The sequence below is a fragment of the Stenotrophomonas sp. YJH_SMC_37 genome (assembly GCF_059370035.1).
On record NZ_JCAFTG010000012.1, the window covers coordinates 19746 to 35520 of the forward strand.

General features: G+C 68.5%; 11 protein-coding genes. 7 read left to right on the forward strand and 4 right to left on the reverse strand.

Annotated features, from left to right (window positions below):
• Together AC5P8J_RS16115 and AC5P8J_RS16120 are read left to right on the forward strand one after the other, a co-directional pair.
• Positions 1–2040, forward strand: a complete 2040-nt coding sequence (locus AC5P8J_RS16115) for an FUSC family protein (RefSeq protein ID WP_111099330.1) — start codon at positions 1–3, stop codon at positions 2038–2040.
• 94 nt (positions 2041–2134) lie between these two features.
• On the forward strand, positions 2135–2533 hold the full coding sequence (locus tag AC5P8J_RS16120; RefSeq protein ID WP_227854404.1) for a hypothetical protein: 399 nt from the start codon (positions 2135–2137) through the stop codon (positions 2531–2533).
• A gap of 409 nt (positions 2534–2942) precedes the next feature.
• Here the strand turns inward: AC5P8J_RS16120 and AC5P8J_RS16125 are convergent, their stop codons facing one another.
• The 4 genes from AC5P8J_RS16125 to recC form a co-directional block, all read right to left on the reverse strand.
• Positions 2943–3470: a hypothetical protein gene (locus tag AC5P8J_RS16125; RefSeq protein ID WP_111104067.1), complete on the reverse strand. Its 528-nt coding sequence runs from the start codon at positions 3468–3470 to the stop codon at positions 2943–2945.
• A gap of 131 nt (positions 3471–3601) precedes the next feature.
• A complete protein-coding gene (gene recD, locus AC5P8J_RS16130; RefSeq protein WP_111104068.1) occupies positions 3602–5482 on the reverse strand; it encodes an exodeoxyribonuclease V subunit alpha in 1881 nt (626 codons plus the stop codon).
• Positions 5479–9159: an exodeoxyribonuclease V subunit beta gene (recB, locus tag AC5P8J_RS16135; RefSeq protein ID WP_227854403.1), complete on the reverse strand. Its 3681-nt coding sequence runs from the start codon at positions 9157–9159 to the stop codon at positions 5479–5481. The genes recD and recB overlap by 4 nt, the downstream gene beginning before the upstream one ends.
• Positions 9156–12503, reverse strand: a complete 3348-nt coding sequence (recC, locus tag AC5P8J_RS16140) for an exodeoxyribonuclease V subunit gamma (RefSeq protein ID WP_227854402.1) — start codon at positions 12501–12503, stop codon at positions 9156–9158. Before recC ends, recB begins: the two co-directional genes overlap by 4 nt.
• Before the next feature lie 189 nt (positions 12504–12692).
• On the opposite strand from recC, the gene AC5P8J_RS16145 reads away from it, so the two are divergent.
• Genes AC5P8J_RS16145 through AC5P8J_RS16165 form a run of 5 tightly spaced genes read left to right on the forward strand, consistent with a single transcriptional unit; the run spans position 12693 to position 15774 of the window.
• Positions 12693–13481 (forward strand): ABC transporter ATP-binding protein, encoded by a 789-nt coding sequence (locus AC5P8J_RS16145; RefSeq protein WP_111104074.1) that lies wholly within the window; start codon positions 12693–12695, stop codon positions 13479–13481.
• Positions 13481–14230, forward strand: coding sequence for an MlaE family lipid ABC transporter permease subunit (locus AC5P8J_RS16150; RefSeq protein ID WP_005414955.1), 750 nt, complete (start codon positions 13481–13483; stop codon positions 14228–14230). The genes AC5P8J_RS16145 and AC5P8J_RS16150 overlap by 1 nt, the downstream gene beginning before the upstream one ends.
• 59 nt (positions 14231–14289) lie before the next feature.
• Positions 14290–14814 carry an outer membrane lipid asymmetry maintenance protein MlaD gene (gene mlaD, locus AC5P8J_RS16155; RefSeq protein ID WP_021203289.1) on the forward strand — a complete coding sequence of 175 codons (525 nt, stop codon included), beginning with the start codon at positions 14290–14292 and terminating at the stop codon, positions 14812–14814.
• Positions 14811–15473, forward strand: a complete 663-nt coding sequence (locus AC5P8J_RS16160) for an MlaC/ttg2D family ABC transporter substrate-binding protein (RefSeq protein ID WP_021203288.1) — start codon at positions 14811–14813, stop codon at positions 15471–15473. Before mlaD ends, AC5P8J_RS16160 begins: the two co-directional genes overlap by 4 nt.
• Entirely contained in the window at positions 15463–15774 is a 312-nt protein-coding gene (locus AC5P8J_RS16165; RefSeq protein ID WP_021203287.1) for an STAS domain-containing protein, read from the forward strand. The genes AC5P8J_RS16160 and AC5P8J_RS16165 overlap by 11 nt, the downstream gene beginning before the upstream one ends.
• Position 15775: the final 1 nt, after the last annotated feature.

Sequence of the window (15775 nt, forward strand, 5' to 3'; positions counted from 1 at the left end):
ATGAACGCGCTGACCGACCGCCAGGCCTGGCTGTTCTCGATCAAGACCTACCTGGCCGCAGTGGCCGCGCTGTACATCGCCATGGCCGGCAACCTGTCGCGCCCGTACTGGGCGATGGGCACGGTGTACATCGTCAGCCAGCCGCTGCTGGGCCCGACCCGGGCCAAGGGCGTGTACCGCATCGTCGGCACCCTGGTGGCCGGCCTGGCCACCCTGCTGGTGCTGCCGGCACTGGTGGAAACGCCGCTGGTCCTGAGCGCGGCGATGTCGATCTGGCTGGCCGGCTGCCTGTTCATGGCCCTGCTCAACCGCGGCCCGCGCGGCTACGCGTTCCTGCTGGCCGGCTACACCACCGCCTTCATCGGCTTCCCCGCAGTGACCTCGCCGGAAACCATCTTCGACACGGTGGTGGCGCGCAGCGAGGAGATCATCCTCGGCACGGTGGTGGCGGTGCTGTTCGCCTCGCTGCTGTTCCCGGCCTCGGTGCGGCCGATGCTGCGCGCCCGCATCGGCAACTGGATGGAGGACGCCGCGCAGTGGTGCCGGCAGATCCTGGAACGTGGCCGTGCACACGCGCCACGCAACCGGTTGGCCGCCGACTTGGTGCAGTTCGAGGCATTGATCGAGTTCCTGCGCCGCGACGACCCGCGCCATGCCGGTTCGGCAGTGTCGATGGAGCGGCTGCGCGAACGCATGCTGCTGCTGTTGCCGGTGCTGTCCTCGATTGCTGACCGCCTGAGCGCGCTGCGCAGCGATGGCCAGGCCCTGCCTGAAGGTTTGCCGGCGCTGGTCGATGACATCCACGACTGGCTGGACGGCCCGACCAACGCCAGTGAGTACGCGCGGCTGCGCGCGCGCATCAGCGCGCTGAAGCCGCAGGTGGACCGCGACCTGCAGCACCTGCAGCTGGCCAGCCTGCTGCTGCGCCTGGAGGAGCTGGTGGACCTGTGGCAGGACTGCCGCACCCTGCAGCACGCGATCGATCAGGGCACCGCGCCGCTGGACCGCGCGCACTATCGCATCCGCACCGAACGGGTGGCCGCCGACAGGCACGTCGACTACGGCATGGCACTGTTCTCCGCGCTCAGTGCCGGCGTGGCACTGATGAGCTACTGCGTACTGTGGATCGCGCTCGGTTGGGAGGGCGGTGGCAACGGCGCGATGATGGCGGCGGTGACTGCCGCATTCTTCGCCGCACAGGACGATCCGGCCCCCAGCATGGTGCAGTTCCTGGTGTGGGCGATGGTCGCCTCGGTGGTGGCCGGCGTGTACCTGTTCGGCGTGTTCCCGGCCGTGCACGACTTCGGCCTGCTGGCGCTGGTGCTGGCGGTGGCGTTCCTGCCGCTGGGGCTGATGCTGCACCACCCCAAGAGCGCGTTGTTCGCGCTGCCGCTGACAGTGAACCTGGCCGCGCTGCTGAGCCTGCAGAACACCTACAGCGCCAACATCCAGACCTTCCTCAACTCGTCGATCGCGATGTTCATCGGCATTGGCTTTGCAGTGGTGATGACCCGCCTGTTCCGTTCGGTAGGTGCCGAGTGGACCGCACGCCGGCTGGTGCGGCAGGGCTGGACCACGCTGGCCGAAGCCGCCGAAGGACGCGGCCAGCAGGATCGGCAGCGCTTCGCCGCACGCATGCTCGACCTGCTGGGCCTGCTCGCCCCGCGCCTGGCGGCGACGCCCGAGGGCAGTGACATCGCCTCGGTGGACATGCTCAACGAGGCGCGCATCGGCCTGAACATCCTGCAGCTGCGCCGTGCACGGCTGGAACTGCCCGAGCGCAGCCGTGAGGCGGTCGAGCACATTCTTGAAGAGATCGCCGTGCACTACCGCCGGCAGATCGCTGCGCGCAAACCGATTGTGGCGGCCGACGCATTGCGCGAGCGGTTGGATACCTCGCTGGGACGGGTCGGCAGCGTGGCCGCCTGCAAGGCGCGCGACGAGGCGCTGATGGGCCTGATCGGGCTGCGCTTTGCGTTGTTCCCGGAGGCGAAGGCGTTGGCGCCGGGATGGGTAGGCGCCGAATCGCCGTCCGTGTAATGCGATCCGCCAGGCGCGGCCCGGCGCTACCATCGTGGCCCGGTAGCGCCGGGCCATGCCCGGCGGCCACTCGCAATCCCCACAGGACGGTTCAATGAGTTACGACATGATGGTGTTCGAGGCCAGCGCGGCCCCGCGCGAAGCGGCGGCCTTCATCGCCTGGTTCGAGAAGCAGACGCAGTGGAACGAGCGCCACGAGTACGACGACCCGGCGGTCAGCAGCCCGGCGCTGCAAGCGTGGTTTGCGGAGATGGCGCAGGACTTCCCGCCGTTGAACGGCCCGTTGAGCAACGACGATGACGATCGTGCCGAAGTGACCGAGTACAGCATCGGCCGCGAGGTGATCTACGGCGCGTTTGCCTATTCGGTGGCCGAGCGCGCGCACGGCCGCGTGCAGGACCTGGCCGAGAAGCACGGCGTGGGCTTCTTCGATGTGGGTGCCGATGAAGCGGCGATCGTGTTCCCGGATGGGTTGGTGCTGATGCCGGAGTAGGTTTGGCGGCAGGGCTGCGCCCTGCACCTGCCGAAACAACGTCAACAGCAACGTCAAATGCGTGCTATCCGTGGGTAGGCGGGGTGGGTCCGGTTGAGGGGGACGCTGCAAGTACGTCCATGTAAGCTCGGTCGCCGCTTGCTCGTGTGCGCTGTCCTGCGCACACGGCAAGACCGGGGTTGGGCGTCCTGCCCAACCCGCCCGACGCATGCCTCGGGCCCATGCGGCTCACGCCCCCTCAACCGGACCCACCCCGCCTTCGACAGTTTCCTGCGATCTGCCGGCACGGCGTTCTGCTCTGGTGGGTGTCGACCTTGGTCGACACGGTAGATCCACGCCATGCGTGGATGAACGTCGGAATGATCGAAGTACGCTTTTGTAGAGTCGAGCCATGCTCGACTGCTTCTGGCTAGCGATTCAGGAACAGATCGACCGCTTCATCAGCCTCGTAAGCAGTTATCTGCCCAAGCATCCGCGCGACACCCGTGTTCTCATGGGCCAGGGCAAGCGCTGTCAGCAACGCTGAACTCATACTCTTGTCATGTTTATCGAGGATTACGCTTGCGGCGAAGCATGCAAGGTTCTGGAGCGCTTCTGAGTACTGAGGCTCCACGGATTCAGGAATTGAGATTCCAGCCTCCCTCCGCTCGACTTCGATCTTGACCGGCAGCCCAACAAAGTCAAACATCAAGAGCTCTGGCTGCCGCAGAAGCGCATCAACAATATGCGGCACAGCCGCAAACGAAGCGCTGTAGACATCCCCTTGATGGCACAAGCTGCTCCACAATTCTTCCCAGGTGTCTTCAATCGGATCGTCTTCCGATCTTTCGTTTTTCGGGATACTGAGATTGGCCAGCAGCTCCGGAATGTCATCCGCAGCTCCATAGGCATGCTGCAGTTCGGCCCAGCGTGGGTCATCCAGGGCGATAAGCGCCATGTGCCGGTTCCTGTGTCGTGGGGTAGCAACGCAGGATAGGTAGCGCCGACGGCGTCATCAAAGGGCAAATGCGACATCGGGGCGACCGGGTTCAGAGCCCGTTCCCGGTGGGAACGGGATCCGACCCCGGTTCAGAACAACTGGCCCTGCACCGTGGGTTGCTCGATGGGCGCCGGTGCTTCGATCACGTCTTCCGCACCCAGCCGCCAGGCCAGACCACCCAGCCGGCTGGCGTGGCGCTTCAACGCCGCCTGCAGCACGTCGGCGCTGCCGGCCACATGCAGTACCTGGCGGCCGCGGGTCAGGCCGGTGTAGACCAGCTCGCGCGAGAGCACGCGGCTGTCCTGGCGTGGCAGCTGCAGCCACACTTCATCGAACTCCGAGCCCTGTGCCTTGTGCACGGTCATCGCAAAGGCGCTTTCATGCGCGGGCAGTGCGGCCGGGTGGAAGGCGCGTGGCTGCTCGACGGTGTCGCCCGGGAACCAGGCCACCATCGCGCCGCTGTCGTCGCGCAGGCAGATACCGATGTCGCCGTTGAACAGGCGATGCCGGTAGCTGTTCTCGGTAACCAGCAGCAGGCGGCCCTGGAAGTAGCCCGGGGTGTTGCCAGCCAGCAGCTGTTCGATGCGGCTGTTGAGCCCGCGCGCACCCTGCGGGCCTTCGCGCAACGCGGTCAGCACGCGCAGGCGCCCGGCCTGCTGCAGGGCAAGCGCTGGATCGGCCGCGTCTGCCAGTGCACGCCAGTGGCCCAGCAGGTGCTCGCGCTGGCCGCGCAATGGATCGGCCTCGCCTTCGTGGAAATGCACGCCTGCCAGCGACCCACCGCGCAGCAGCTGCAATGCGGTGCTGCTGTCGCCTTCGCGCACGGCATGCGCCAGCGGTGCCAGATCCAGCGCATCGCTTTGCCGGTAACCGCGTTGCAGCTGCACGCGGCGGCCGGCGAAGGCGCGCGGCGCGGCCTGCGGCTGCAACGTGGCCGGTGCCAACAGACCCTGCAGTGCCTGCGCATCATCGGCGCGGGTGCCGATGCCATCACCGCTGGCGCGCAGGATCGCGCTGAGCACGTCGCCCGCTTCCACCGACGGCAGCTGGTCGGGATCGCCGAGCAGGATCAGCCGGGTGCCGCTGGCGATCGCATCGACCAGCTTGGCCATCATCGGTAGGTCGATCATCGAGGCTTCGTCGACCACCACGACGTCCACCGGCAGCGGGTTGTCGGCGTGGTGGCGGAAGCGCGGAGAATCGGGAATCACGCCGAGCAGTCGATGCAGGGTGGTGCCGGTACCGGGCAGCGCCGCGCACAGTGCCGGGTCCAGCCCCTGTTCCTGCACGCGTTGCATGGCCAGGCGCAGGCTCTCGGCCATGCGCTCGGCGGCGCGCCCGGTGGGGGCAGCCAACGCCACTTCGGGGAGTGGCTGGCCGGCCTGCTGGGCCTGCGCCGCCAGCAGCAGCAGCAGGCGCGCGATGGTGGTGGTCTTGCCGGTGCCGGGGCCACCGGTGATCAACGCCAGCGGGTGGCGCAGGGCCACACCGGCCGCGCGTGCCTGGTGGTCCTCGCTGTCCAGCGCCTGCGGGAACAGGCGCGCGAACAACGGTGCCAGCGCCGCCACGTCGGGCGCTGGCACGGGATGCCGGCCGATACGCTGCAGGCCGGCCGCCAGCTGCCGCTCGTATTCGCGATAACGGCGCAGGTAGAGCAGTCCGTTTTCCAGCACCAGTGGCGCGTCATCGGCGACGGCGTCGGCCCGCTCCGGTGTCGCCACCCACTGCGATGCGCGCAGTTGTGCCAGCCAGTCCTGTGCGGCAGGCCACTGGGGTATGCCTTCCAGCAGCCGCTGCGGTTGCGCCGGGTCGAACGCGGCGTGACCGTGAGACACCGCCAGCGAGGCCAGCGCAGCGGCCACCGCCACGGTGTCCGGGGTGTCGTCGCGCAGCCGCTGCAGGCTGGTCGCCAGTGCATGGTCGAGGGTGCGCAGCTGGCCATTGCGGTAGAGCTCCTGCAACAGGCTCATGCGCTGGCTCCGCGGGCACGCGTGGCCAGTTCGGCCTGGGCCTGTTCGCCACCGGCGAACAGCGCGTCCAAGGCATCCACCAGCGCGAACGGGAAGCGGTCCGCATGCACGCCGTTGCCGGTGCCGTCCAGCCCACGGCAGAACAGATAGCGGATGCCGCCCATGTCGCGCTCGTAGTCGTACGCCGCGCCCAGGCGGAAGCGCAACCAGCGATGCAGGGCCACGGTGTAGATCAGCGCCTGCAGGTCGTACTCGCTGTGCCGCATGGCAATGGCCAGCAGGTCCGGGCTGTAGCCGGGCAGGCGGTTGGACTTGTAGTCGAGCACGTACCAGCGCCCGTCGCGCACGTAGGTCAGGTCGATCATGCCGGTCATCAGCCCTTCCAGGCGGCGACGCTGGCCGAAGCCTCGACGACCACTGGAAACGCCGTGCGCATGAAGGACCTGCAGCAGCGCCGGCACCGTGGTCGGTTCGATGGCGAAATGGAAGTCGATTTCTGCGCGGCGCTCGCCTTCACCCAGGCTGTGCAGCGCACCGCCTTCGGGTAGCGGCACGGTCAGCGTGTGGCCAACCAGCGGCACCAGCACGGCCACGCCGTCGTCCAGATCGACATCGGCATAGCCTTCGTCGTGCAGCGCCTTGCGCAGCACCTCGGCCTGCCCCTCAGGGGCTTCCAGGCCCGGCTGCCAATCCGCCCATGCAGCAAAGTCGACGTTCTCCATCGCCTCATGCAGCACGTTGCCGAAGCGACTGCCCATGAAGCGCGGATCGAGCGGGGCGTTGTCCTCGGCGGCCGCGGTGGGTTCAGGCAGCGCCGGTTCCAATGGCAGTTCCGGGCCGGCCGGTTCGTCGGCGGCCGGTGCCGGCAGCTCGGTGGCGGCTGCTTCGATATCGCTGCCAACGCCTGCATCTGCGTGGGCCAGCTGGGTAAAGCTGTACACCCACCAGTCGTGCGGCACGCGCCGGGTCAGTGCACGCACGGCTGGAAGCTCACCTTCCACTTCGGCCGCCAGCTGCGGCAGCGTGGCCGGCGCCTCGCTGTCATCGATGTGCACATCGGCGAGCGCGCGCAGCGCCTGCAGGTCACCCAGCAGCGGCGCCAGCCGCGTCTTGCCGAGCCCGGCCAGATCACCCACGGCGATCCACAGCGCATGCTCGGCGCGGGTCAGTCCCACATACAGCAGGCGCGCATCCTCGGCGCGCTGCTCGCGTTCGCGCTGCGCGGTGGCCGCTTCCCAGGCCTCGTCCTTGTCCAGCTTCCAGTGCAACTGGCGCTGGCCGCCGACGTGCACGGTGCAGTGCGAGGCCGTGTTCGGTGCGCCGCCGTCGATGCCGACGAAGGGCAGGAACACCAGCGGATACTCCAGGCCCTTGCTCTTGTGCAGGGTGATGATCTGCACGCGGCGCGCATCCGATTCCAGGCGCAGCAGCTGCTGCTCGTCATCCTGGTCGGCGCTGGCCATCTGCCCCTGCAGCCAGTCCAGCAGGCCATGCATGCCCAGCGCCTGCGCCGAGGCCTCCTGCAGCAGTTCACCCAGCTGCAGGTAATTGGTCAGGCGGCGCTCGCCATCGATCAGCGCCAGCAGGCGCTCGCCCTGCGCGGCACAGACATCGGCGATCACCGCGAACGGCCCGCCGCGCTGCCAGCGCTCTCGCCAGTGCAGCAGCTGCGCCTGGAACCCGCGTTGCAGGTCGCCGTCGCGCTCCATCGCCGCAATCGCACTGGCGCGCTGGCCGAGCAGTACCGTGGCCAGCGCTGCGCGCAGGCGGCCCTCGTCGGCCGGTTGCAGCAGTGCCAGCAGCAGCGCACGCAGATCACGCGCTTCAGGCGTGGAAAACAGGCTCTGTTTGCCGGCTGCCACTGCCGGAATGCCGACCGCGGCCAGTGCGCGCTGCACCAGGGTGGCCTCGCGATGCGAGCGCACCAGCACCGCGATGTCACCGGGCTGCACCGGGCGCCCACGCAACACGGCATTGCCCGCACGCGCCTCGACCAGGATCTGGTGAATCGCGGCCACGCAGGCCTGGGTCGCCGCATCGCGCGAGGCATCGGCGCTCATCGCCTTGTCACCGCCACTGCGCAGCACGCGCAGGGTGAGCGCCGCGGCGGCATGGCCGTCGCGCTGGTAGTCCGCATCGCTGCGCACGCCACCGGGCCGCACCGGCTCGAACTGGATGTCGCGTTCGAGGAAGGCGTCTTCGCCAGCGTTGTCGTACAGCGCCTGCAGCGCGCGCAGCACAGCGGGTCGCGAGCGGAAGTTCTGGTCCAGTACCGGCGCCTGCTGCGCCACCTGCTTGGCCTTCAGGTAAGTGTGGATATCACCGCCGCGGAAACCGTAGATCGCCTGCTTGGGGTCGCCGATCAGGAACAACGCCGGTGCCAGGTCCAGCTCGCGCACCTCCGGCGAATCACCGAACACGGTGTGGAAGATGCCCCACTGGCGATCGTCGGTATCCTGGAACTCATCAACCAGCGCGATGCGGTACTGCGCGCGCAGCTGCCTGACCAGCGTCAGTCGCTGCGGGCCTTCCAGGGCGAGCGCTACGCCATCGATCAGATCGTCGTAGGTCTGCACCCGGCGGATGCGCTTCAGTGCCTGCAGCCGCTGCGTGGCGTCGGCGCGAAGCGCGTGCAGGAAATTCAATGCGGTGGCACGCAACCAGGCATCGCGTTCGGCCAGCAGCACGACATAGCGCGCCAACGGTTCCTGCAATGGCGACGACGGCGTGCGCTCGGCGAATTTCTTGTTGGTCTTGGCGGCCAACGCCTCCGGCAGCAGCGCCGGCAGGCGTTCGCTGATCAGCAGCTCGCGCGGGTCGGCGCGCTCGGCCCAGGCCAGCAGCTGCCGGCCCAGCGGATGCAGCCAGCCCAGCTTGTAGGACACGCCGTTGAGCCACTTGTTGTCGACGGCATCGCACAGGTCGATGAAGAACTGCTCGCCATGCTCGCGCAGCGCCTGCTGCAGTTCGGCGGCGGTGGCCTGCAATGCTGGGTGTGGATCGGCCGTTGCCACCGGCCGTGGCAACGGGTGCAGAGGCGGCGTAGCCAGCAACGCGCGCAGATCGGCCGCCAGCGCATCCGGGTTGGACCACAGCCAGGTCAGCGGCTCCAGCGTGGCCGGGTCATTGGCATGCACGCGCCACAGATCGGCCGCGAGCTCCTCCAGCAGCTCGCGGTCACTGGCCAGCAGTTCCGGCGGATCAAAGGTGTGGCCGCTTTCCAGCGCATGCTCGCGCAGCACGCGGGTGCAGAAGCCGTGGATGGTGAAGATGGACGCCAGGTCGATCTCGTCTGCGGCCACCTGCAGGCGGCGTTTCAGTGCGGCGGCGCTCTCGGTGCCGCCCTGCAGATGGCGCTGCAGCACGTCGCGGGTCAATCGCACCTCCGGTGCTTCACCGTCGGCCGCTTCCAGGTCGACCAGGCGCGCGGCCAGCGCCAGGCGCTCGCGGATGCGCTTGCGCAGTTCCTGGGTGGCGGCATCGGTGAAGGTCACTGCCAGGATCTGGCCGATGCGCAGGCCCTGCTCCACCACCAGGCGGGTGAACAGCGTGGCCAGGGTGAAGGTCTTACCGGTGCCGGCGCTGGCTTCGATGAGGCGGATGCCGTCCAGCGGCAGGGCCAGGTAGGGATCACGGCTGAGGGATTCGATGCCGTCTTCGGCGATGGCGGTGTTCATGCGTTGCCCTCCTGGCGTGCTTCGGCGCCGAGAGCGCGGCCTTCGCGCACCGCGCTGAAGACCACCTGGCTGTTGCGCAGCAGGTCGGCATAGCCGGCGTCGGTGGCAAATGGATCGGCACCGCGCAGCAGCAGCTGCCAGGCGTCGCTGCTGGATTCACCCCAACTGCGGTCGCTGCCGTGCCACTGCTTCCAGCCTTCGCTGCGCTGCTTTTCTGCCGGCGCGTTGTACAGCACCCAGCCGGTGTACGGGGCAAAGCGCAGCGGCTCGCGCAGGCCACGCTGGCGCAGCTGCAGCAGCGCACGCAGCGCCGCACGTGCAGCGGGAACGCTCAGTGCCGGCAGTACATGCGGGCCGGGACCGGCGTCGCCACCATCATGGAACTGCACAAGCGGCAGCGCATCGCCCGCCGCGTTCGCCAGCAGCCAGTCCAGGCCGTGGCGGATCACTGCATTGCCATTGAGTGTGCCGGCACGCAGGCGCACCAGCCCTTCGGGATGCCGATCGGCCACGCGGCCATGCAGGCGCACGCCATCGATGTCCACTTCGTAGCGACGGCTTTCCAGTGGTTCGCCCTGCATCCAGCCCAGCAGCGCACTGGCATACGGGCGTGTCTTCAACTGCTCTACCTCGAACTGGCGCTCGCCCAATGGACCCGACGGCAGCAGGCCACGCGCGCGCAGCCGCGGGTACAACGGCTCGGCATCGCCGCTGAGCGTGGCGCGTACCACCGCCGCCTGCACGCTGCGCTTTTCCGGCCCGCGCGACGACAGCACCAGCGGTTCCAGGTCATCGACCTCCTCGACATCGTCGGCCAGGCGCAGGCCCAGCGACTGTGCGAGGAACTGCCCGGCCGGGTCGCACAGGAAGCGGCGCAGGGTATCGAGTGCGACCTCGTCTTCCACCGCATCGTCGAGCGGCGGCGGCAACGGTGCATCGAACCACGGCTGCAGGCCACCGCGCTGGCCGGTCAGGCGACCGGCGGCCGGATGCCACTGGCGGCGATAGCTGAAGCGGCGTGGATCGCCATCACCGAACGCGGCTGGCGAGAACGGCTGCAACGCGTGACGCACGGTGAAGTCGCGGACCGCCGCAGTCGGATCGAGGTGATATGCGGCGGCGGCATCGATCAGTTCGCTGACCAGTACCGACGGCTCACGCACGCTGCCATCGCGCGGATCGGCGCCGAGATAGCTGAGATAGAACACCTCCTGCGCGGCCGCGAACAGCTGCAGGAACAGGAAGCGGTCATCCTCGCGGGTGGAGCGGTCGCCCGGACGGCGGCGCGGCGTATCCAGCTCGGCGGTGAGCTGGTTGAGGCCCGCGGCCGGGTCCCGGCGCGGGAAATCGCCATCGTTGAGGCCGAGCACGCAGATCACCCGGAACGGCAGCAGCCGCATCGGCACCATGCGGCCGAAACTGATGCCACCGGTCAGCAGCGGTGCGCGCGTATCGGCCTCCCCCAGTACGCCGGCGAAGTGCGAACGCACCACCTCCGGCGGCACGCCGTCTTCGAAACCGGCCTTGGCGGCATCGTCGGCGAACTGGTTGAGCAGCTTGCGCAGGCGCTCCAGCGCGCGCTGGCTGTTGGGCGAGCTGGGCGCGGTGGGCAGCAGTGCATCCAGCAGCGACAGCAGGCGTTGCCGCCACTGCGCCGGTGTCAGCAGCTCGCCGAGGCGTCGCTGGTAGACCGCCAGCACGCGCAGCAGGCGCAGCAACCGGTCCAGCGCGTCCAGCGCGCCGCCTTCCAGTTCGATCCACGGCGCCACGCCGGCCACGTCGGCCTCGCTGCCGGTGGCATGGCCGAGTACCAGGCGATCCAGCGCGAACTGCCAGGTGTAGGCGTCGTCGGCCGGTGCCTGGTGCTGGTTGCGGTGTCTTGCGTCCAGGCCCCAGCGTGCGCCGGCCTGCTGCAGCCAGCCATGCAGGCGGTCGAAGTCCACCGCTTCCAGCCCGGCCGCTTCGGCCAGCGGCGCGCTGGCCAGCAGGTCCAGCACTTCGTTCAGGCCAAAGCGCGAGACCGGCAGGCCCAGCAGATGCACGAACACATCGGCCAGCGGCTCGCCCGCCAGCGGACTGCTGTCGGCCAGGGCATACGGAATGTGTTCCTCCTCGCCGCCGCGACCGCCGAACACCGCTTCCAGGTACGGCACATAGGGATCGATGTCCGGCGCCAGCACCGCGATCTCGCGCGCCTGCAGCGGCGGGTCGAAGCGCGGGTCCTGCAGCAGGCTGCGCAGCTGGTCGTGCAGTACCTGCAACTCACGCAGGCGGGTGTGGCAGGCGTGTACCTGCAGGCTGGGGTCGTCGCTGCGCAGGCCGTCGCGCAGTTCACCCGAGGGCAGCGCGCGACGGTGGAACAGGTCACGCTGCAGGCGATGCAGCAGGCTGTCGGACAGGCCACCTTCGTCCAGGCTTGGCCCGGTGTCCTCCTCCGGATCGGAATAGGCGGCGATTTCGCCGGCCGGATGCACCACCTCGTAACTGCCCAGCACCGCCATGAAGTCGCGCCCGGCCGCACCCCACGCTTCCAGCAGCCGGTTCTCGCCGGCCGCTTCACCGAAGGGATCCGGTGCGCCACTGCGCAGGCGCTCGGCCAGCGTCTGCAGATCTCCCCAGTACGACTGCACCGGGGTGGGCATGTAGAAGTGCAGCTCGCCCACCCGGGCCTGGGTGGCCATCACCCGCAGCACGTCAGGCGAGATGTTGAGCGTTGCGAACGCAGACATGCGCGGCGGCAGGCCTTGCGGCAGCGGCTGGCCGGCGCCTTCGAAGCGGTCCAGGTACTCCTGGATGCGGCGGGCGCGGTAGTCGCGGCCGCGGGTGATGGTGCGCCACAGGATCGCCTGCGGGTCGGCCGGATCGGCACCGGCTGCCCAGCGCAGCAGCCAGTCGCGGCGCCAGGCCTGGTACTTCTCGAACACCGAGGCCAGCTCGCCGGCCAGCGCCCAGGGTTTCAATGCGTCATCGCCGGCAAGATAGGACTGCAGCGCGCGCATCGGCGGCTGCGCCAGCAGCGCCGGGTCGCGCAGTGCCTGATACAGCTTCCAGTGCAGGCCGGCGGCGTCCAGATCGTCCTGCTCACCGCTGACGTTGGCCTTCAGCGCGCGCGCCACGAACTCGCCGGGGGTCAGGAACTGGAGGTTGGCGGCGACGCCGAATTCCGCGGCCAGTGTCGCCTGCAGCCAGCGCCGCATCGCCACCTGCGGGATCAGCACCACTTCCGGCGCCAGCAGCGGCTGGCCCTGCACCGGCACACGCACGTTGCGCGCCAGCAGCGCGGCCAGCACGTCCAGGGAATTGGAATGGTAGAGGCGGAAATCGCTGCCCGGGTCACTCATCATGCACAGTGTGCAGCACGGCAGGCAGTATTCAATGGTTGGCACGCCAGCGGTACGGATTGTTCCGGCCCGCCGGCCGATTGTCCCGGCCTACGCGAGGCCTTGCCGTGCAACAATACTGGACCGTCCAGTCTGCTTATGTTCAGCCGACGGGCCCGATCCTTCGATGTCTAAAAAACGTTAATGGTGCCCATGTCGGCTTCCACCTCCAGTCTGGTGCAGTTATCCAACGTCCGCATCGACCGGAGCGGGCGCACGATCCTGCGCGACGTGTCGCTGCAGGTGCTCAAGGGCAGCATCACTGCCGTGCTCGGTCCGTCCGGCAGCGGCAAGTCGACCCTGCTGGCGGCGCTGACCGGCGAACTGCGCCCGGTCGCCGGCGAGGTCACCCTGTTCGGCAAGCCGATCCCGCATGACAGCGGCGCACTGCTGGAAATGCGCAAGAGCGTGGGCGTGCTGCTGCAGGGCAATGGCCTGCTGACCGACCTCACTGTGGCCGAAAACGTCGCCCTGCCGCTGCGCACGCACACCCGCCTGCCGACCGCCGTGCTGCGCCGCCTGGTGGAAATGAAGCTGCATGCGGTGGGCCTGCTGGCCGCCGCCGATGCCTGGCCGCGCGAGCTGTCCGGCGGCATGGCGCGCCGTGTGGCGCTGGCCCGTGCGCTGGCGCTGGACCCGCCACTGATGATCTACGACGAGCCGCTGACCGGGCTGGATCCGATCGCCTCCGGGGTGATCATGAGCCTGATCCAGCGCCTCAACCACAGCCTGGGCCTGACCAGCATCATCGTCAGCCACCACGTGCACGAGACCCTGCCGATCTGCGACCAGGTGATCGCGATCGCCAATGGCGGCATCGTGTTCCAGGGCACGCCCGAGGCGCTGCAGTCCAGCCAGGACCCGCTGCTGCGGCAGTTCCTGCATGGCCAGCCCGATGGCCCCATCCCGTTCGATGCCGCGCCGCGCGCGAGGGTCGCCTGATGCCGTTCGTCCAAGCCACCCGTTCGCTTGGCCGCGCCGGCCTTTTCTCGCTGACCGTTTTGCGCGGTTCGCTGCCCACGCGTGATTTCCTTGCCGAGCTGACCCGCGAGATCTACAAGATCGGCGCGCGCTCGCTGCCCATCATCGCCGTCGGCGGTGCCTTTGTCGGCCTGGTGCTGACACTGCAGGGCTACCGCACGCTGACCACCTTCGGTGCGGCCGACGCGCTGTCGACCCTGCTCGGCCTGTCGTTGTACCGCGAGCTGGCACCGGTGCTGACCGCGCTGCTGTTCATCGGCCGCGCCGGCAGCTCGATCGCGGCCGAACTGGGCCTGATGCGTGCCACCGACCAGATCAAGGCGCTGGAGCTGATGGCGATCGACCCGGTGGCCAAGGCGGTAGCGCCGCGCTTCTGGGCGGCGGTGCTGACCGTGCCGTTGCTGACCGGCATCTTCTGTTCGCTGGCGATCAGCGCCAGCTACTTCGAAGCCGTGCACGTGCTGGGCCTGGACAACGGCGTGTTCTGGTCGGCGCTGCGCAACAGCGTGGATTTCTGGGACGACTTCGGCGTGGCGATGCTGAAGTCGGCGATCTTCGGCGGCACTGCCGCGCTGGTGGCCGCCTATGTTGGTTTCCACGCCGAGCCGACCATTGAAGGCACTTCAGTGGCGACCACCCGTGCGGTGGTCAACGCCTCGCTGCTGGTGCTGATGTTCAACTTCGTGCTGTCGGCAATGTTGTTCACCTAACCCCTCCACCGGCGGTGCGCAGGCGCGCGCGGCCACCACGACTCGATCAGGTAATCCACATGGCCATCCGCGGTCCCAGACTTGAATTCTCTGTCGGCGCCTTCCTGCTGCTGGCTCTGGCCTCGTTGCTGGTGCTGGCCGTGGCCTCGACCAACCAGCGCTGGAGCTGGGGCAGTGAGGGCTATGACCTGAAGGCGCGCTTCTCCCAGGTCGGCCAGCTGCGCAAGCAGGCGCCGGTGAAGATCGGCGGCGTGACCGTCGGCCAGGTCGCTTCGATCGACCTGGACCCGGTGAAGTTCGAATCCATCGTGACGCTGCGCATGGACAGCAAGGTCAAGGACCTGCCGGCGGACACCTCGGCCGGCATCTTCACCAGTGGTTTGCTCGGCGAGAGCTATATCGGTCTGCAGCCGGGCGGTGACCCGGACGTGCTGAAGGCCGGCGACGAGATCGTCTTCACCCAGCCGGCCGTGGACCTGATCCAGCTGGTCGGCAAGTACATGTTCAGTGGCGGCGCCGGTGGCGGCACTGCTCAGAAGCCCAACGATGGCGCGCAGGCGCCTGCAACGGAACCGCAACCATGAAAATGAAACTGATCCCGGCCCTGCTCGCCTCGGCGCTGCTGGCAGCCACCCCGTTCCTGGCCCAGGCCCAGGCCGCCGCACCTGCCGCTGCCGCAACGCAGAGCCAGGCCGGCAAGGTGGTGATCGATGCCAGCAGCCGCATCCTGTCCACGCTGCAGCAGCGCAAGAGCGAGTTCACCAGCAACCCGGCCAGCCTGCGCAGCTACATCGACAGCGAACTGACCCGCACCTTCGACCGCGACTACGCCGCGCGTCTGGTGCTGGGCCCGCACGCCCGCGGCGCTTCCGACGCCGACATCAAGCTGTTCGCCGATGCGATGGCCGACAGCCTGATGCAGCGCTACGGCTCGACCCTGCTCAACATCCAGGGCAAGCCAAGCTTCCGCCTGAAGGGTGAAAGCCCGCTGCCGGGCAATCGTGGCGTGCGTGTCAGCACCGAACTGGTGCGCGCCGGCAACGAGCCGACTCCGGTCGAGTACTGGATGCGCAACGTGAACGGCCAGTGGAAGATCTTCGACGTCAACATTGAAGGCATTTCCTACGTGCAGACCTTCCGCAACCAGTTCGATACCCCGCTGCGCCAGAAGGGCATCAAGCAGGTGGCCAGCGAACTGCACAGCGGCAGCATGCAGGCCGGGCCCGCGGGCAATGGCAAGTAACGCACTGGCACTGCTGGAAGGCGACACCCTGCGCCTGCGCGGGGTGCTCGACCGTGCCGCGGTGATCTCGCTGTGGCCGCAGCTGCAGGCCCTGCCGGCAAAGCTGTCACGGCTGGAGCTGGGCGAGGTGGACCGCGTGGACAGCGCCGGCCTGGCGCTGCTGGCCGAGCTGGCGGCACGCGCGCGCAGGAGCGGTCACCCACTGGTCGTCTCCGGCGCGCCGGCCGGCTACAACGAGCTGAGCGCAGCCTACCGGCTGTCGCCCGATCTGGATTTCAACGCTACTTCTGCTGCGAGCTGAC